Raw genomic sequence first — 18607 nt, 5'->3', positions numbered from 1 at the left:
CAAATCTCGCCCGATCCGCTCATGATGGCCAGATGCGCCGCGCTGTGCAAGCAAGCGCGACGGATGGCCTGTCTCGGCGGCAAGTTGGCCCGAAATCGTCGTCTCGTTCGCGGCGTCAGCCGCTATCAAGGCCCTGATAAGCCACAAAGAGGACGCCAGGCACGTGAGCAGCCACCCCGATTCGCGCATCGCCGACGACCCGATCGATCCGGACATCCGGCGCTTCGTGGAAATCGTGAACGCCGCCTATGCCGAGCATGCGACGGGCGCCGCGATGGACCATGTCGCGCGGCGCGCCGTGGCCGAACGGGTGCGCGAGCGATGGCGTCGGGGCGGTCCGGAAATGGCCGAAACCCGTGACATGTCGTGGCACGGCCTGCGGCTTCGGCTGCACCGCCCGACGAGCGACCGGCCGGCGCCGGCCATGCTCTACATTCACGGCGGCGGCTGGACCCTGTTCAGCGTCGATACGCACGACCGGCTGATGCGCGAATACGCGGCACGCGCCGGGATCGTGGTTATCGGCATCGATTACAGTCTCTCGCCCGAGAGCAAGTTCCCCATGGCGCTGGAGGAAATCGCCGGCGCCCTCGACTGGATGGAGGAGGAAGCGGAAAGTCTCGGGATTGACCCGGACCGCATTCTCGTGGGCGGGGATTCGGCCGGGGCCAACCTGGCCGTTTCCGCGTGCCTGCTGCGCCGCGACCGGCACCGCGCGCGGCTGGCGGGCATGGTGCTCAACTACGGCGCCTTTGCCGCAGAGCCGACCGAGAGCTACGATGCATTCGACGGCCCGCCGTTCTCGCTCGAGGTGCCGGAGATGGACCAGTTCTGGAGCAACTACGTGGATCGCCCCGAAGATCTCGCGAATCCGCTCGTGGCCCCGCTTCATGCCGCGTTGCACGATCTGCCGCCGGCTTTCCTGGCCATCGCGGAGTGCGACATCCTCGCCGGCTGCAACCATGCCATGGCGCGCAAGCTCGCCGCGGCCGGCGTCCCGACCGAAGCCGCGACATATGCCGGGGCCACGCACAGCTTCCTGGAGGCCATGTCGATCTCCCCCCTCGCCTCGCGCGCGCTCGACGACCAGGCCGCCTGGATCGCACGCGTCGCGGCCGACCGCGACGACCGGCCATGAGGGTCTTCTTCGACCAGCGTCAGGACGCCCACGCCCCCGCGCGCGAACTGCATAACGGCGAGTGGATGCCCTATTCGGAAAAGCCCTCGCGCACCCGCTCCATTCTCGACCGGCTGGGCAGCCCGGCCGCCGTGTCCGATCACGGGCTCGCGCCGGTTCTCGCGGTGCACGAGCGGGCTTACGTCGGGTTTCTGCAATCCGCGCACGCCCGGTGGCTTGCCGCGGGGCGTGCGGGCGACGCGATCGGATATACCTTCCCGGTCGTCGGGCGCCGGCCGCTTCCGCTCGACCGGATCGACGCGCAACTGGGTGCCTTCAGCTACGATGCCGGCACCCCGGTGGCGGCCGGGACGTGGGAAGGCGCCTACTGGTCCGCGCAGACCGCGCTTTCCGCGCTCGATGCCGTGGCCGGGGGCGATCGGCAGGCGTTCGCCCTGTGCCGGCCGCCCGGCCACCACGCCGGGCGCGACTACATGGGCGGCTACTGCTATCTCAACAACGCCGCCATCGCGGCCCGGGCGGCACGCCCATTGGGGTACGAGAGGGTCGCGATCCTCGACGTGGACTATCACCACGGCAACGGCACGCAGGACATCTTCCTGGACGATGGCGAGACGTTCTTCTGTTCGATCCACGCCGACCCGGCGACCGATTACCCGTTCTACTGGGGCCATGCCGACGAAACGGGAACCGGCGACGGCGACGGCGCCACGCTCGACCTCCCGTTGCCGCGCGGGACGGCCGGGGAAACCTACCTCGCCGTGCTCGACGGCGCGATGGAGGCGATCGCGCGGCACCGGCCCGAACTCCTGGTCGTCTCGTTCGGCGCCGACACCCATGCCAGCGACCCGATCTGCGCCTTCGATCTGGACCGCGACGATTTTCGCGCCATGGCGCAGAGGATCGCCGGCGCGGCCGTTCCCGTGCTGATCGTGATGGAAGGCGGATACGCGATCGGCGACCTGGGCCTCAACGTATCCGCCTTCCTCTCCGGCTTTTCCGCCTGATCAGTCGAAGCTGAAGCGCAGGCTCGCGCCGATCGTCCGCGGCCGGGTGACCGAGCCGGCGAAGCCGAACGGTGCGTTGAGGATGCCGTAGGTGTCGGTCAGGTTCTTGACGAAGACGCCCAGTTCCAGCCCTGGCGCGACCTCGGCCGACGCGTTGACGTCGATGATATGGTAGTCGCCCTTCTCCAGCGTATCGCCGAAGGCGACCGGGGCTTCCGACAGGTAGCGGTGGGCGAAGGCGATCCGCGGGCGCATCGGCGCGTCGGCGAAGTCGAATGCCACCTGGTTGGCGATCGTCCACTCGGAAGCGCCGGGCAGCCGGGTTCCCTCGGCATAGCCGCCGCCGGGCGCGAAGCTGTCGGGCAGGAGCTGCGACAGGCGCGCATCGTTGTAACTGATGCTGGTCGACAGGTTCAGGAAGTCCACCGGGCGTACGCTGATCGCGGCCTCGATCCCGTCGATATCGGCCCCGCCGCCATTGGTCGTATAGGCATCGAAATCGACCGGGGTGAACAGCCGCACCTGGATGTTGTTCCAGTCCATGTGATAGGCGGTGAGGTCGATCGTCACGCGCTCCTGCGCGCCGGTGATCCGCAGGCCCAGCTCGTAGTTCGCCGTGCTGTCGCTGTCGAAGTTGAGCGGCGCACCCGAGGCCACGGCATAGACGTTGGTGCCCCCGATCCGGAAGCCTTCCGAATAGAGCGCGTAGACCATGATCGTGTCGTTCGGCGTGTAGGTGAGCGAGAACTTGGGAATGAAGCCCGATTCCTTCTTCTCGCCCGGCTGGTAGTCGAACGGCGGGATCAGTTCCGCGTTGGGGAGGAACTGCAGGCGCGGGCTGGAACGATATTCGAACAGGCGCCCGCCGGCCGTCAGCTTGAAGACATCGGCAAAGGTATAGGACGCCTCGCCGAAGAGGGCGATCTCCTTGACCTCGTTGCTGTCCACTGTTCGCTGGACGAAATCGCCCGGTGCGATCTCGCTGGCGGGGCGGCCGTCGAACTCGCCCGGATTGGCGTCGATATAGTCGCCGATCCCCTCGATATGGGCATAGCCGGTCCCCTCGGCATCGAGGCGGGTGTAGTTGGCCCCCACGAGCCATTCCAGCGGGCCGCCGCCCGCGGACGCGAGGCGCAGCTCCGCATAAGTCGTCTCCGACGTGCCCGCCGAACCCGACAGCTGGGGCGTGCCGGTGCGCGGATCGATGCCGACGAAGATCGAATCGTCGAATGCCAGGTCGCTCTCCTTGCGCACGTAGCTGCCCAGCGCGCTCAGCGTGGCGAAGCCCAGCTCCTGCTCCAGCCGCAGGCTGTGAAGCTGGAACTCGGTCTTCTGGTATTCGGGCACGTTGGTATTGCGTTCGAACGTTTCGGGATCGTCGTTGAACACGACGTAAGTCTGGTCGCTGAGATCGTATTCCTGGTACATGCTCAGCGCGGACAGCGTCGTCCCTTCGGCGGGAGTCCAGACGAGCGAGCCGCGCAGCCCGCGCACCCGCAGGTCGTTGCTCCCGTCGATGCCGGTGCCGACATTGTCGAGATAGCCGGCGTCGTACCGCTCCAGCGCCACGAGCCGGACTGCGAGCCGGTCGCGCACGATCGGAACGTTCACCATTCCCTTGACGCCGTAACTGGCCTCGCCCGCCCGGCGCGTGCTCGACAGGATGCCCTCGAACCCGGCCTCGAGCCCGGTGGGGTCGGCCTGGCGCGCGACGTAGTTGACGGCCCCGCCCAGCGAAGACGATCCGAACAGCGTGCCCTGCGGCCCGCGCAGGACCTCCACCCGCTCGAGATCGAAGGTATCGACATCGGGGATGACCAGCGGAAAGCCGGGTTCGATCAGCGGGACTTCGTTCAGGTAATAGCCGGTCGTCGCCTGGTTCGCCTCGTGGTAAGTGGTGGAGGCAACACCGCGGATGACGACTTCGGATACGCCCGGCTGATAATTGTTGAAGACCACGCCGGGCACTCGGGTGATGTAATCCGACAGGTCCTGCGCGTTGAGGTCGTCGAATTCCTCCGCGGTCACGGCCGAAACCGACCCCGCGATCTCGCGCAGGGATTCGTCGCGCTTGGTCGCGGTCACGATGATCTCGGGCCGCGCGGAGGCCGGCGATGCGGCGGGCTGCGACGGGTCCGCGGACTGTGCGTGCACTGTCGTCGCGGCGCCGAGAGCCAGCAACGAGATTCCGCATGCGGCGGCGGTTCCGACCGAAGAAAAGGCCATGGTAATGCTCCCTGAGTGCTTTTTCGCGTCGGGACGGGAGGCTATCACCTCACCGGGGGCCGGCGGCACGGGCCGGGCCAGTTATCGGACGGATCGGGCCTCTCGGGTCATGCGCCTGTCACACGCGCCGGCCAGGGTTTGGCGTTTTGGCCCGTTCGCTGTGCTCGGCGACCCGTTCTGCACGGTCGGGCGGCGTGGCTAGCATATGCTCTTGCCCGATCGAGACGGGCAGAGGAGACAGCGCATGGACCAATTTCCGCGACCGAGCCGGCGCGGCTTCCTGGCGGGGACCGCGCTGGGCAGCCTGGCTCTGGCCGCGCCCGCGCTTGCCCGCGGCGCGCCCCCGGCCCGGCGCTGGCCGGACGTCGCTGCACCCAAGCATCCACGCGTCCCCCAGGTGATCGAACAGCTCGGGCGCCGCCGCACCGATCCCTATGCATGGATGAAGTACGTGCCGGAGGCCGGCGTCCGCTCGCCCGACACGCTTCCCCCGCCGGTGGCCGGCCTGCTGAAGGCGGAAAACGACTATGCCCGGGCCATGCTGGCCCCGCTCCGCCCGCTGCAGGACGAGTTGCTGGACCGGATGCTGGCGCGCGCTGGCGGCGGGGTCAGCCCCCCGCCCCTGCCCCGCGACGGGTGGGAATACTCGGCCCCCGTCCCGCCCGGGGCGCTGCACCCGGTTCACGTCAGGCGGCGCGAGGGCCGACCTCCCGAGACCCTGCTGGACGAGGCGGAGCGCGCCAGGGGCCAGGCCTATTACCGCAGCACCGATCACCAGCCGAGCCCCGACCATCGCCATTTCGCCTGGGCCGAAGACGTGATCGGAAACGACCGGCACCGCATCGTCGTGCGCGATACCCGGCACGGCACGACCCGCGTTCTGGTGGAAGGCGACGCCTATGGATACGGCGCGCTTGCCTTTTCCCCCTCCTCGCAGTGGCTCTTCTGGATCTGGCGCGACCGGCACAACCGGCCGACGCGGCTCTACCGCACATCGGTCGAGGACGGCGACACGCACCTCGTCTACGAAGAGCACGATCCGGCGATCTTCATGAGCCTGCGCCGGACGGCGGCGAACGGCTATGTCGCGCTGACGCTATCGGGCCCCGAAGTGGCCGAAGTCCGCCTGATCCCCGCAGCGGCCGAAACCTCCCCGCCGCGAGTGGTCGTGCCGCGCAGCGCGGGCCTGCGCTACGAGATCGACGAGTGGGACGGCAGCCTCGTCGCCCTGACCGACCGCGGCGGCGCCTTCGACCGCAAGATCGAACGGCTCGACCCGGAGACTTTCGAAGCGCGCGAAACCCTGGTGCCCCATCGCCCGGGACAGCCGATCGTCGCCATGGTCCCGTTCCGCTCCGCGCTCGTGCGGCTCGAACGCGTGGATGGGCTGCACACGGTCGCCATGCTGCGCCCCGACGGCAGCGAACGGTCGCTGGCATTCGACGATCCGGCCTATGCCCTCGCCCTGCCGGCGGGCCAGGACTACAATGCGCCCCAGGCCATGATCGTCCATCAATCGCCCCGCTCGCCGCGGCGCTGGATACGGATCGATCTCGAGCGGGGAACCCGCGAGGAAGTTCGCCGCGAGGCCGTGGCCGGGTTCGACCCCGACGATTACGAAGTGGAGCGCGTGTTCGCTCCGGCGCCGGACGGCGAGCGCGTGCCGGTCACCATCCTGTCACGCAAGGGCACCCCGCGCGACGGCAGCGCGCCGCTCCTCCTCTACGGCTACGGGGCCTACGGCGTCTCCAGCGATCCGGAGTTCTCGGTGCCGGCCACCGTGCTGGTCGACCGCGGCTGGCGCTATGCGATCGCCCACGTGCGCGGCGGGGGGGAACTCGGCCGGCGCTGGTTCCTCGGCGGCCGCCGCTTTCACAAGCGCAACAGTTTCACCGACTTCATCGCCTGCGCGCAGCACCTGGCGCGCGAGGGCTATTGCTCGCCGGGCCGGGTCGTGGCTCACGGCCTCTCCGCCGGGGGCCTTCTGGTCGGGGCGAGCATGAACATGGCGCCGGACCTGTGGGGCGGCGTGATCGCCAAGGTGCCTTTCGTCGACATGCTCAACACGATGAGCGATGCTGATCATCCGCTGGTGCCGCTGTTCCGCCCCGACTGGGGCGATCCCCTCGCCGATCCGGCGGCATACGACTACATCGCCTCGATCTCGCCTTACGAGAACGTGCGCCGCGCGGCCTATCCCCCGCTGCTGTGTACCGCGGGCCTGAAAGACGATCGCGTGGCATACTGGGAACCGGCCAAGCTGGTGGCGCAGGTCAGGCACTTGTCCACCTCGTCCGAGCCGTCGCTGCTTCTGACCGACATGCACGCCGGCCACCAGGGCAGCGGCGACATCCGCAGCCACTTTTCGGAGATGGCGCTGTTCTGGGCCTTCGCCGCGTGCTGCCTGGGCCGGGACCCTGCCCGATGACGGGCGCCGCGCACCTCTACGAGCGCTTCGCCCCGGCCGACGTCCGCGCCCTGATCGAGGAATACCCGTTGGCCTGGGTGGTCGCCGGACAGGGCAGCGCGGCGACCACGCTGCCGCTGATCGGCGAATACGATGCCACCGGCCGCCTGGCCGCTCTCGTCGGCCACTTCGCGCGCGGAAACCCGGTGGAAGGGGCGCTGGCGGCCGATCCGCGGGCGAGCCTGCTGTTCACCGGCCCGCAGGGCTATATCCCGACCGATCTCGCCATCCGGCCGGACTGGGCCCCCACGTGGAACTATGCCCGCCTGCAGATCGATGCACGGGTCACGATCACGCCCGCCGATACCGCGCAGGCGGTCGATCGCCTGCTTCGCGCCATGGAGGGCCCCGGTGGATGGAGCGTGGAGAACCTCGGCCCCCGATACCGGGCGATGATCGGGCGGATCGTGGGGTTTCGTGCGCAGGTCACGCGGGTCCGCGGCCGGTTCAAGCTGGGGCAGGACGAAGACCTGCCCACCTTGCGCTCGATCATTGCCGGAACGCCCGATCGCGCGCTCGCCCGATGGATGGAACGGCTCAACGCCGAACGGCTCGGGCCACCGGTCGAAGGCGGCACCGGCGAAGAACGCTAGCCGACGACCTCGGCGATCGCTTCGCGCACGTCGGCGCCGGACCAGTCGTGCTCTCCCACCACGCGCCAGACTTCGCGGCCGCTGGCATCGTAGAGCACGGTGGTCGGCAGGCTCTGGCTTTCCAGCGCGAAGCCCAGTTCGAGGTCCGGCTCCATCCACGGTTCGAGGTGGTCGAAGGCCATGCGTTCGAAGAACGGCGCCACCTTGTCCGCCCCGCCCATGTCCTGGCTGACCGTCACGACCCGCAGGCTGTCGCCATATTCGGCGGCGAGAGCGTCGAGCTGGGGCATTTCCTTGACGCAGGGCGCGCACCAGGTGGCCCAGAGGTTGAGCAGGACCGGCGTGCCCTGGGTCGCGCCGAGGTTCAGGCGCTTGCCATCGGGGGCGGTCACCTCGATCGCGGGCATCAGGTCGCCCGCGCGCCCGCGGTCGAAGGTTTCGCCCAAGTCCCCCTTCTCGGCGGACAATGCGCCCTCGCCTTGCGCGGTCTCCGGCGCTTGCCTATCGCAGCCCGCCAGAAGCAGAGCCAGGGCGACAGACGTGAGCGACAACCGGAACGAAGAGCAGAACGACACGGGCGGATCCAATGCGATGTGGGGCGGGCGCTTCGCCGAAGGCCCTAGCGCGATCATGCGCGAAATCAACGCCTCGATCCCGTTCGACAAGGCGCTCTGGCGACAGGACATCGCGGCCAGCAAGGCCCATGTCGCGATGCTCGCGGCGCAGGGGATCGTCACGCGCGAGGATGCGGGGACGATCGTGCAAGGGCTCGACACGATCGCCGCCGAGTACGAGGCCGACGGGGTTCCGGAAGACTGGGACCTGGAAGACATCCACATGACGACCGAGAGCCGCCTGGCGGAGCTGATCGGCCCGGCGGCCGGGCGGCTTCACACGGCACGCAGCCGCAACGACCAGGTGGCGACCGATTTCCGCCTCTGGGTGCGCGAGACGATCGACCAGGCCGACGCCGGGCTGGCGGCGCTGCAGCGCGCGCTGGTGATGCGGGCGGGCGAACATGCCGGCAGCGTCATGCCCGGTTTCACCCACCTGCAGACCGCGCAGCCGGTGACCCTGGGCCACCACCTGATGGCCTATTACGAGATGATCCGGCGCGACCGCAGCCGGTTCGCCGATGCGCGCGCGCGGCTCAACGAATGTCCGCTCGGCTCGGCCGCGCTTGCCGGCACCGGCTTCCCGATCGATCGCGACGCGACCTGCGCCGCGCTCGGGTTCGACCGGCCGACGGCGAACAGCCTCGACGCGGTGTCCGACCGCGATTTCGCGCTCGACTACCTCCAGGCCGCGGCGCAGTGCGCGCTGCACCTTTCGCGCCTGGCGGAAGAGATGATCCTCTGGGCCAGCCAGCCTTTCGGCTTCATCCGCATGCCCGACACGCTCAGCACCGGCAGCTCGATCATGCCGCAGAAGAAGAATCCCGACGCGGCGGAGCTCGTGCGCGGCCATGCCGGGCGGATCGTCGGCTGCCTGACCGGGCTGATGGTGACGATGAAGGGCCTGCCGCTCGCCTATTCGAAGGACATGCAGGACGACAAGCCGCCGGTGTTCGAGGCGGCCGGCCTGCTCGCGCTGTCGATCGCGGCGACGACCGGCATGGTCGCCGACAGCACGTTCGACACGGACCGGATGCGCGCGGCGGCCGAAATGGGCTTCGCCACCGCGACCGACCTTGCCGACTGGCTCGTGCGCGAGGCGGACATCCCCTTTCGCGAGGCGCACCATATCACCGGCGCGGCGGTGAAGCTGGCGGAAGAACGCGGCGTGGCGCTCGATCGGCTCTCGCTCGACGAGCTGCAGGCGATCGATTCGCGGATCGGCGACGGGGTTTTCGCCGCGCTCTCGGTCGATGCCTCGGTCGCCGCGCGCGCCTCCTATGGCGGGACCGCGCCCGATCAGGTAAGGCAGCGGGTGGACGAAGCGCGCGAGGCGCTCGGCATGGAGCACTGATGCACAGGACCGTTCTCCCCCTGGCTTTCGCGGCCCTGCTGGCCGGGTGCGGCCAGCGCGCCGAGCTCGAACCGCTGGCCGGCAGCACGCTGCCGCCCGCCCCCTACGGGCAGGAAGCGCGCCCGGCGCCGGAGGATCTGCTCGCGCTCGATCCCCAGGCCGCGCCGGAACGCAGCGTGGAACTGCGCAAGCGCTCCGAGGAGCGCGAGGACGACCCGTTCGATCTTCCGCCCGAGTAGGCCGCTGGCCCCGCCCCGGGGCACAACCGGCCGCCCACCCCGGCATATCGGGCCGGCAAGCAAGCCTTGCTCGACTGCGATCGCGCCACTCGCTAAGCGCCGCCGCATGGATCATTTCGAACTCAGGAACGGCGTCCTCCACGCCGAGGACGTGCCCCTGCCGCAGATTGCGGACGCGGTCGGCACGCCGGTCTACGTCTATTCGCGCGCCACGCTGGTGCGCCACGCGCGCGTGTTCCGCGAGGCGCTGTCGAACCTGAAAGACGCGCACGTCGCCTTCGCGGTCAAGGCCAACCCCAACCTCGCCGTGCTCAGCGTGCTGCGCCAGGAAGGCTACGGCGCGGACGTCGTCTCCGGCGGCGAGCTGACCCGCGCGCTGGCGGCCGGCATGGCGCCCGCGGACGTGGTCTTTTCCGGCGTCGGCAAGACCCACGACGAGCTGGTCCAGGCGCTCGAGGCGGGCATCGGGCAGTTCAACATCGAATCGGAGGAGGAAGGATACGAGCTGGCTGCGATCGCCCGGCGGACCGGCCGCCGCGCGGCCTGCGCCCTGCGGGTGAACCCCGATGTCGATGCCCGCACGCACGAGAAGATCTCCACCGGCAAGCGCGAGAACAAGTTCGGCGTCCCGCTCGACCGCGCGGGGGCCGTCTATGCCGCGCTGGCCGGCGAGGACGGGCTCGATATGCGCGGGGTGGCGGTGCACATCGGCAGCCAGCTGGGCGACCTGGAGCCGCTGGAAAGCGCCTTCACCCGGCTCGGCGCGCTGATCGGCGAACTGCGCGCGCAGGGGCATGCGGTCACCCACGCCGATCTCGGCGGCGGCCTGGGCGTGCCGTACAAGGTGGGCGAGACGATGCCCTCCCCGGCCGCATACGGGGCCATGGTCGCCCGCGTCACGCGCGACTGGGGCGTGAAGCTGACGTTCGAGCCGGGCCGCGTGATCGCCGGCAATGCCGGCGTGTTGCTGACCCGCGTGATCCGCACGAAGCGCAGCGGCAACGGGCCGCCCTTCGTGGTCGTCGACGCGGCGATGAACGATCTCGCCCGGCCAGCGATGTACGGCGCCTGGCACGATATCGAAGCGGTCCGGCCCAGCGGGGAGACGATGGCCGCGCACGTGGTGGGGCCGATCTGCGAAACAGGCGACACTTTCGCCATGGACCGCGAGATCGATGCGCTGTCGGCCGGCGACCTGGCGGTCTTCCGCACGGCCGGGGCCTACGGCGCGACAATGGCTTCCAGCTACAACAGCCGCGGCTTCGTGGCCGAAGTCCTGGTCGACGGCGATCGCTTCGCCGTCGTCGCCGACCGCATCCCGGCCGACGCGATCATGGACGCCGAGCGAGTGCCCGACTGGCTATGAACAGCCTGCCGCTCTTCCACCGGATCGCCGGCACGCGCGTGGTCGTGGTCGGCGATGGCGAGGCGGCGGAGGCGAAACGGCGGCTGGTCGAACGGGCGGGCGCGACCTGCTGTACCGAAGCCGAAGCGCATCACGCGCGGCTGGCCTTCGTGGCGCTCGACGATGCGCGCGAAGCCGCGGCCGCGGTCGCGCGCCTCAAGGCGCGCGGCCTCTTGGTCAACGCGACCGACCGCCCCGAGCTGTGCGATTTCACGGTCCCGAGCGTGCTCGACCGCGAGCCGGTGCTGGTCGCGGTCGGCACCGGCGGCGCCTCGGCCGGGCTGGCCAAGCACGTCCGCCTGCGGCTCGAAGCGCTCCTGCCGCCTTCGTTGGGCCGGCTGGCACGGGCGCTCCACGCGGGGCGCGACCGTCTGCGGGCGCGCTTTCCCGACGGTGGCGACCGGCGGCGCGCGCTCGATGCCGCGCTTGCCCGCGGCGGCCCGCTCGACCCGATGGCGGAAAGCTCTTCCGCGCAGGTCGAGGCCTGGCTCGACGGGGCAGAAATCCCCGCGGAGGCTGCGTGCATGGAGATCGTGCTGCGCAGCGACGATCCCGACGACCTGACCCTGCGCGAGGCGCGCTGGCTGGGACAGGCCGACACGATCGTGCACGATCCCGGCGTGCCCGCCGCGATCCTCGACCGGGCGCGGGCCGATGCCGTGCGGCGCCCGGCAGGCGAGCCGCTGCCCATGGGCGGGCAGACGGTCATCCTGCGCCGGGCGAAAGCGGCAGGCTGAACGCAAGCCACAGGCCGAGCGCAAGTCACGAGCCGAGCGCACAGCGCGCGTTGGCGAAGCGGCCGACGGGACGCACCACCGGGTTGCCGGCGGCCAAGCGCCGACGCGCCCGCCGGGCTGCTAGATCACCCGGTCGGCACCCTGCTCCAGCTCCGCGAAATAGCGGGCCATGGCATTGGCCGTCCGGTCGGAGAGGGCAATGAAGGCCCGCCGCCGGTCCGCCTCGTCCCCGGTCCGTTCGAGCAGGCCCGATTCGACCATCTGGCTGATCCAGCGCAGCGCGGTCGTCGGCGGCACCCCGCTCGCGATGCAGAGGCTGGTGACCGAAACGCGCTTGTGCTCCGCCCGGGCGGCCGTCAGGTCGAGCAGGATGTCCCACGCCGGGTCCGCGAAAAGAGCGGGATCGAAGTGCCGATCGCGCAAGCGGCGATGGCGGATGATCTGGCGGACGAGGCGCGGATCGGGCAGCGGGGGGCGCGGCTGGCGCAGCAGCTTGCGCTCCGCCGTCTCGTCCTGCCCGCGAAAGGCCGTGCCCGGCGATTCGAACCGGAACGCGCCCTTGTCTTCCGGCAAGCCCGACGACAGGCGTTCCAGCCGCGCCGCGATCTCGCCGACCTGCTCGGTCAGGCGAAGAAGCGTCATCCGGTCTTCGTCCGACAGCTCCCGAACCCGCGCGCCCGGCAGGTGCGCGAGCGCCCGGCCCAGGGCCACGACGCGTTCCCCCCGGCTCGGCCCGACGAGCACTTGCGCGCGCGACTGGTCGAGGCACCCGAACACGGCGTCGAGCCCTTCCATCGTGGTCGACACGACCAGTTGCGCGCCCGACCGGGCCGCGCGAATATCCAGCCGCGCGAGCGCGGCGAGGCAGGCCGGGTCGGCCGCCGGGCAATCGACGACGACGACATCGGCGAGGGCCCGCACCGGCCCGTCCGCCAGCGCGCCGATCGCGCCGCTTTCACCCGCGCGCAGGCCGGCGGCGGCCACGTCTTCCCCGATTTCCTGCCTCGTCCGCGCGCAGTCGGCAAAGACCGCCGCGGTCAGCCGCGCATTCGCATCGCCCGCCATGTCGTACGCAAAGTCCACCTGACCCATCTGTCGTTCCCCTGTGTCCCTATCGCAGAACACAGCTAGAACAAAACAGGATTAAGTCAAGAATGGAGCTATCGCGGCAGGCGCATCGCACCGGTCGCCCCGGCGCGCGCCGTCAGTCGAGGAACGGGTCGCGCACCAGGATCGTGTCCTCGCGCTCGGGGCTGGTGGAAACCAGCGCCACCGGCGTTTCGATCAGTTCCTGCACGCGCTGGATGTACTTGATCGCCTGCGCCGGCAGCTCGGCCCAGCTGCGCGCGCCGGCGGTGGTTTCCCGCCAGCCTTCCATTTCCTCGTAGATCGGCTCCACCGCGGCCTGTTCGGCCGAATGCGAGGGGAAGTAGTCGAGGATTTTCCCGTTCAGGCGATAGCCGGTGCAGATCCGCACCGTGTCGAACCCGTCGAGCACGTCGAGCTTGGTCAGGGCAATGCCGGTGACCCCGCTGATCGCGCAGGATTGCCGGACCAGGACCGCATCGAACCACCCGCAGCGCCGCTGGCGCCCGGTGACGGTGCCGAACTCGTGCCCGCGCTCGCCCAGCCGCTGGCCGGTCGCATCGTCGAGCTCGGTCGGGAACGGGCCGCTGCCGACGCGCGTGGTATAGGCCTTGACAATGCCGAGCACGAAACCGGTGCTGCCCGGGCCGAGGCCCGAACCGGCGGCTGCGGTCCCGCTGACCGTGTTCGAGCTGGTGACGAACGGATAGGTGCCGTGATCGACGTCGAGCAGGACGCCCTGGGCGCCCTCGAACAGGATCTTGGCCCCGGCCTTGCGCACTTTCTTGAGCCGTTTCCACACCGGCTGCGCGAACTGGAGCACGAATGGCGCGATCTCGCGCAAGTCGGCCAGCAATGCCTCGCGATCGACCGGCGGCTGGTCGAACCCGGCGCGCAGGGCGTCGTGGTGCGCGCAAAGCCGGTCGAGCTGCGGCTCCAGCTGGTCGAGATGGACCAGGTCGCAGACGCGGATCGCGCGGCGGCCGACCTTGTCCTCGTAAGCCGGCCCGATCCCGCGGCCGGTCGTGCCGATCTTGCCCGCGCCCGCCGCCGTTTCGCGCAACCCGTCGAGGTCGCGGTGCAGCGGCAGGATCAGCGGGCAGTTGTCGGCGACCGCGAAGTTGTCGGCATCGATCGTAACGCCCTGCCCTTCGAGCTTCTCGATCTCCGCCTTCAGCGCCCAGGGATCGAGCACCACGCCATTGCCGATCACCGAGAGCGTGCCGGTCACGATCCCGCTGGGCAGCAGGCTGAGCTTGTAGACCTTGTCCCCCACGACCAGCGTGTGGCCGGCATTGTGGCCGCCCTGGAAGCGGACGACCGCGTCGGCGCGGCTGGCCAGCCAGTCGACGATCTTGCCCTTGCCCTCGTCGCCCCACTGGGCACCGATTACCGTTACGTTGGCCATGCTTGCACCTCTTCCCCTGCCGGGGAAATCCTCATGGTCCTTCGACAGGACTCGACCAGGGGACGGGAATGGAGGGGCCGAGCCGGCCCCGAATGCGCCGCGCGCGTTAGAGCGCGGGCGGTGCGCGAGTCAAGCCGCGGCGATCGGCGGCGGGCGCGCGTCATGCCTCGACGGCCACCGCCTCGCTGCCTTCCAGCCGGTGGCTGCAGCCCAGCGCGCGCGCGTCCTCGCCCTCGGCCAGCGCGGCGACCGTGCGCCAGCCGATCGCGCGCAGCCGCGCGGCGACCTCGCGGTCGTGGCCAAGCGGCAGGAACAGGGCCTGGCGCGGGGCCTCCCCCGCATCCGCCGCCGGCAGCGCGTCGAGGTAGAGCGAGAAACCGGTCGCCCGTTCCTCGCTGCCGCGAATGCAGTACGTTCCGCCGCGCCCGACCGATCCGCGCGCGCCGGCGGCATAGAGGGTGAAGCCGAACCACGACTGATATTCGAAACCGTGCCGCTCGGTCGGGTCGAGCGTGCAGCGAACGCCGGCCGGCACGCGTTCGGCGGCCCGGCGCAGGCCCGCGATGCGGCTTTCGAGCACGCCCCCTTCGTCGAGCGCGGCGACCCGCGCGATCGCCTCGTCGAAATCGCCCGCGGCGTAGAGCAGAGGCACGTAGCCTTCGCCGCCCGCCTCGCGCAGGGCGCCGGCATCCTTCATGTCGAGCTCGCGCCGGATGGCCTCGATCCGGTCGGCCGGCACGGGCAGCGCCTCCGCGGCCAGGGTATCGACCAGGTCGGGCATGGTGAAATCGATCGATATTCCCCGGGCGCCGGCCGCGGCCAGCGCCTCGAGCGCGACGGCGACGACTTCGCCGACCGCCTCCGCCCCGTCGCTGCCGACCAGTTCGGCCCCCAGCTGGAGGCGCTGGCGCGACGGGTCGAGCTGGTCCGCGCTGATCGTCACGACTTCGCCGGCATAGCTGAGGCGCAGCGGACGCGGCGCGGCGGCCAGGCGGGTGGCGGCGATCCGGCCGACTTGCGGCGTCATGTCGCTGCGCAGGGCCAGCGTGCGCAGGCTGGCCGGATCGACGAAGCGGAACATGCGCCGCGGCCTGACCCCGTCCATCCGCCCGGCGAGCGACTGCTCGAACTCCACCAGCGGCGGGCGCACGCGGTCGTAACCGTGCGAATCGAGCACGTCGAGCGCACCGCGCATGGCCGCCGTCATGCGCGCGGCCTCGGCCGGGAGGCGATCCTGGAGCCCTTCGGGCAGGAGATCGTCGGGATCGGTCATGTCATGTCTTCCCTTGCCGCGCGCCCGATGCGCCGGCGGCGTATTGCGCGGCCCGCCTGTGCCGGGAACGCCCGCGGGTCAACCCCGCGGGCATTCCGGCCGGGTCAGAACGCCAGCGGCATGACCACCTTCACGCCTTCCAGCGCGCTGGCTTTCTTCACCACGTCCTGCGGGATCGGCTGGTCGACCGAGAGGAGCAGGACCGCCTCGCCCCCGGCATCGGCGCCCTTCGGCCGGCGGCCGAGGTGGAAGGTGCCGATATTGATCCCGTTCTCGCCCAGGAGCGTCCCGATCCGGCCGATGAAGCCGGGCGCGTCCTCGTTGACGATATAGAGCATGTCGCCGTTGAGGTCGGCCTCGATCCCGATTCCGAAGATCTCGACCAGGCGCGGATTGGCGTTGCCGAACAGGGTCCCTGCGACCGAGCGGTCGCCCTGGCTCGTGCCGACGGTGACGCGGATCAGCGTGTTGTAGGCCCCGTCGCGTTCATGTCGCACCGACCGCACGTCGAGCCCGCGCTCGCGCGCGAGGTAGGGTGCGTTGACCATGTTCACGCTGTCCGAATACTGCTTCATCAGCCCGGCCAGCACGGCCGCCTCGATCGGTTTGCCCGCCAGCTCGGCCGCGGCGCCTTCGCGCTCGATGCTGATCTTGTCGAGATTGCCGTGCGCCAGCTGCCCGACGAGGCTGCCGAGCCGTTCCGCCAGGGCCATGTAAGGCCGCAGCTTGGGCGCTTCCTCGGCGCTGAGGCTGGGCATGTTGAGCGCGTTGGTGACCCCGCCGTTGACGAGATAGTCGGACATCTGCTCCGCCACCTGCAGCGCGACGTTGACCTGCGCCTCGGTCGTGCTCGCGCCCAGGTGCGGCGTGCAGATGAAACCGGGGGTGCCGAACAGCGGCGATTCCTTCGCCGGTTCGGTCTGGAACACGTCGAGCGCGGCCCCGGCGACGTGGCCACTGTCGAGCGCTTCCTTCAGCGCCGCTTCGTCGATCAGGCCGCCGCGCGCGCAGTTGACGATCCGCACGCCCTTCTTCGTCTTCGCGATGTTCTCGGCGCTGAGGATATTGCGCGTCTGGTCGGTCAGCGGCGTGTGCAGCGTGATGAAGTCCGCCCGCGCGAGCAGGGTGTCGAGATCGACCTTCTCGATCCCCAGTTCCACCGCCCGCTCCGCGGTCAGGAACGGGTCGAAGGCCACGACCTTCATCCGCAGGCCGAGCGCGCGGCTGGCGACGATCGAGCCGATGTTGCCGGCGCCGATCAGGCCCAGCGTCTTGCCGGTCACCTCGACCCCCATGAAGTCGTTCTTCGGCCATTCGCCGTTCTGGGTCCGCGCATTGGCCGCCGGGATCTGGCGGGCGAGCGCCATGATCATCGCGATCGCGTGTTCGGCCGTGGTGATCGAATTGCCGAACGGGGTGTTCATCACCACCACCCCCTTGCCGCTGGCATAGGGAATATCGACGTTATCCACCCCGATCCCCGCGCGGCCGATGACCTTGAGATTGGTCGCGGCGTCGAGAATCTCGGGCGTCACCTTGGTCGCGCTGCGAATGGCGAGCCCGTCGTACTCGCCGATCACGGCTTTCAGCTCCTCGGGCGTCATGCCCGGCTTCACGTCGACCGCGCAGCCGCGCTCTGCGAAAATGCGCGCGGCATTGGGGTCCATCTTGTCGGAAATGAGAACTCTGGGCTTGGTCATGATCGGTTCCTTGGCCGGGCCTGCTGGAATGCCTTGCGGCCCGTGCAGAAAATTCGTGAAGAAATGCGAAGGGGGCTCAGGCCCGGAGCGTCGCCCAAGCCCAGTCGAACCAGGGGCCGAGCGCCTCGATATCGGCGGTGTCGACCGTGGCGCCGCACCAGACGCGCAGGCCCGGTGGCGCATCGCGGTAACCGGCGATGTCGTAGGCCGCATCGTGCTCTTCCAGCAGGGCGGCGAATTTCTTGACGAAATCGCTATCCGCGCCCTCGACCGTCAGGCAGACGCTGGTGTTCGACCGCGTCGCCGGGTCGGCCGCCAGGTGGCCGAGCCAGTCGCGTTCGCGCACGATCGCGTCGAGCGCCGCGGCATTGGCGTCGGCGCGCGCCTTCATCGCGGAAAGCCCGCCGATCGACTTGCCCCATTCGAGCGCGAAGATCGCATCCTCCACCGCCAGCATCGACGGGGTATTGATCGTCTCGCCGCGGAAGATCCCCTCGATCAGCTTGCCGCCCTTGGTCAGGCGGAACACCTTGGGCAGCGGCCACTGCGGGGTGTGGCTTTCCAGCCGCTCGACCGCGCGCGGGCCCAGGATCAGCACGCCGTGCGCGCCTTCGCCGCCGAGCACTTTCTGCCACGAGAACGTCAGGACATCGACTTTGTCCCAGGCAATGTCCTGCGCGAAGACCGCGCTCGTCGCGTCGGCGATGGCCAGCCCCTCGCGGTCGGCCGCGATCCAGTCGCCATCGGGCACGCGCACGCCCGAGGTCGTGCCGTTCCAGGTGAAGATGACATCGTGGCCCCAGTCGACCTGGGCGAGATCGGGCAGCTGCCCGTAATCGGCACGGATCACCGTCGGATCGATCCGCAACTGCTTGACCGCGTCGGTGACCCAGCCTTCACCGAAGCTCTCCCACGCGATCGTCGTCACCGGGCGCGCGCCCAGCATGGTCCACATCGCCATTTCGACCGCGCCGGTATCCGAACCGGGTACGATCCCGATCCGGTGCGTCTCGGGCACTTCGAGCACGTCGCGAATCAGATCGATGCAATGGGCGAGGCGCGCCTTGCCCAGCTTCGAGCGGTGCGAACGGCCGAGCGATTCGGCAGACAGTTTTTCGAGGGACCAGCCCGGCGGCTTCGCGCAGGGACCAGAGGAGAACAGCGGCCGCGCAGGTTTGCGCGCCGGAGGCGTAAGGTCAGTCATGTATTCTCTCCTTGCAGAGAGCACGCGCGGCGTTGGGACCGCGTGGCCCACGCGCGGCAATAATGTTGCGCCGCAGCAAGTCAAGGACCGCATTCGATTTCATCGACAGGCCGGGCGACATTGGCGGGCGGGACGCGGGAAGGGGCAGATTTGCCG

General features: G+C 69.9%; 15 protein-coding genes. 8 read left to right on the top strand and 7 right to left on the bottom strand.

All coding sequences use genetic code 11. The annotated features are described in order from the left end of the window. The first annotated feature begins 163 nt into the window (after nucleotides 1–163). The gene (locus T8T98_RS04615; protein WP_251105942.1) at nucleotides 164–1138 is read left to right on the top strand and encodes an alpha/beta hydrolase; all 975 of its coding nucleotides are present in this window, start codon (nucleotides 164–166) and stop codon (nucleotides 1136–1138) included. Further along, complete coding sequence (locus T8T98_RS04610; RefSeq protein ID WP_251105943.1) at nucleotides 1135–2145, top strand: histone deacetylase family protein; 1011 nt, start codon at nucleotides 1135–1137, stop codon at nucleotides 2143–2145. Before T8T98_RS04615 ends, T8T98_RS04610 begins: the two co-directional genes overlap by 4 nt. Here the strand turns inward: T8T98_RS04610 and T8T98_RS04605 are convergent, their stop codons facing one another. Further along, on the bottom strand, nucleotides 2146–4299 hold the full coding sequence (locus T8T98_RS04605; RefSeq protein ID WP_251105944.1) for a TonB-dependent receptor: 2154 nt from the start codon (nucleotides 4297–4299) through the stop codon (nucleotides 2146–2148). Between the two features lie 316 nt (nucleotides 4300–4615). Here T8T98_RS04605 and T8T98_RS04600 point away from each other — a divergent pair, with 316 nt between their 5' ends. Together T8T98_RS04600 and T8T98_RS04595 are read left to right on the top strand one after the other, a co-directional pair. Next, complete coding sequence (locus tag T8T98_RS04600; RefSeq protein WP_251105945.1) at nucleotides 4616–6799, top strand: S9 family peptidase; 2184 nt, start codon at nucleotides 4616–4618, stop codon at nucleotides 6797–6799. Beyond that, nucleotides 6796–7431: an FMN-binding negative transcriptional regulator gene (locus T8T98_RS04595; RefSeq protein ID WP_251105946.1), complete on the top strand. Its 636-nt coding sequence runs from the start codon at nucleotides 6796–6798 to the stop codon at nucleotides 7429–7431. The genes T8T98_RS04600 and T8T98_RS04595 overlap by 4 nt, the downstream gene beginning before the upstream one ends. On the opposite strand, the gene T8T98_RS04590 is transcribed toward T8T98_RS04595, so the two are convergent. Further along, nucleotides 7428–7898, bottom strand: coding sequence for a TlpA family protein disulfide reductase (locus T8T98_RS04590; protein ID WP_322295858.1), 471 nt, complete (start codon nucleotides 7896–7898; stop codon nucleotides 7428–7430). The two genes, T8T98_RS04595 and T8T98_RS04590, sit on opposite strands and share 4 nt — an antisense overlap. Before the next feature lie 124 nt (nucleotides 7899–8022). Between T8T98_RS04590 and argH the strand changes: the two genes are divergently transcribed. From argH to T8T98_RS04570, 4 genes are all read left to right on the top strand, one after another. Continuing rightward, complete coding sequence (gene argH / locus T8T98_RS04585; protein ID WP_251105989.1) at nucleotides 8023–9399, top strand: argininosuccinate lyase; 1377 nt, start codon at nucleotides 8023–8025, stop codon at nucleotides 9397–9399. Then, nucleotides 9399–9638: a hypothetical protein gene (locus T8T98_RS04580; protein ID WP_251103911.1), complete on the top strand. Its 240-nt coding sequence runs from the start codon at nucleotides 9399–9401 to the stop codon at nucleotides 9636–9638. Before argH ends, T8T98_RS04580 begins: the two co-directional genes overlap by 1 nt. 106 nt (nucleotides 9639–9744) lie before the next feature. Next, nucleotides 9745–11004 (top strand): diaminopimelate decarboxylase, encoded by a 1260-nt coding sequence (gene lysA, locus T8T98_RS04575; RefSeq protein WP_251103912.1) that lies wholly within the window; start codon nucleotides 9745–9747, stop codon nucleotides 11002–11004. After that, nucleotides 11001–11780: a precorrin-2 dehydrogenase/sirohydrochlorin ferrochelatase family protein gene (locus T8T98_RS04570; RefSeq protein ID WP_251103913.1), complete on the top strand. Its 780-nt coding sequence runs from the start codon at nucleotides 11001–11003 to the stop codon at nucleotides 11778–11780. Before lysA ends, T8T98_RS04570 begins: the two co-directional genes overlap by 4 nt. A gap of 120 nt (nucleotides 11781–11900) precedes the next feature. On the opposite strand, the gene T8T98_RS04565 is transcribed toward T8T98_RS04570, so the two are convergent. The 5 genes from T8T98_RS04565 to T8T98_RS04545 form a co-directional block, all read right to left on the bottom strand. After that, nucleotides 11901–12872 (bottom strand): helix-turn-helix domain-containing protein, encoded by a 972-nt coding sequence (locus tag T8T98_RS04565; RefSeq protein ID WP_251103914.1) that lies wholly within the window; start codon nucleotides 12870–12872, stop codon nucleotides 11901–11903. A 112-nt stretch (nucleotides 12873–12984) separates the two neighbouring features. Then, nucleotides 12985–14274 carry an adenylosuccinate synthase gene (locus tag T8T98_RS04560; RefSeq protein ID WP_251103915.1) on the bottom strand — a complete coding sequence of 430 codons (1290 nt, stop codon included), beginning with the start codon at nucleotides 14272–14274 and terminating at the stop codon, nucleotides 12985–12987. 160 nt (nucleotides 14275–14434) lie between these two features. After that, a complete protein-coding gene (locus T8T98_RS04555) occupies nucleotides 14435–15547 on the bottom strand; it encodes an ATP phosphoribosyltransferase regulatory subunit (RefSeq protein WP_251103916.1) in 1113 nt (370 codons plus the stop codon). Between the two features lie 104 nt (nucleotides 15548–15651). Beyond that, entirely contained in the window at nucleotides 15652–17247 is a 1596-nt protein-coding gene (gene serA, locus T8T98_RS04550) for a phosphoglycerate dehydrogenase (RefSeq protein WP_160732357.1), read from the bottom strand. A gap of 76 nt (nucleotides 17248–17323) precedes the next feature. Beyond that, the gene (locus tag T8T98_RS04545) at nucleotides 17324–18451 is read right to left on the bottom strand and encodes a phosphoserine transaminase (protein ID WP_251103917.1); all 1128 of its coding nucleotides are present in this window, start codon (nucleotides 18449–18451) and stop codon (nucleotides 17324–17326) included. Between the last annotated feature and the right edge of the window lie 156 nt (nucleotides 18452–18607).

Source organism: Pelagerythrobacter marinus (genome assembly GCF_034375205.1).
In the GTDB taxonomy this organism is placed as follows: Bacteria; Pseudomonadota; Alphaproteobacteria; order Sphingomonadales; family Sphingomonadaceae; genus Pelagerythrobacter; species Pelagerythrobacter marinus.
This window is presented reverse-complemented; position numbering and strand designations above follow the sequence as displayed.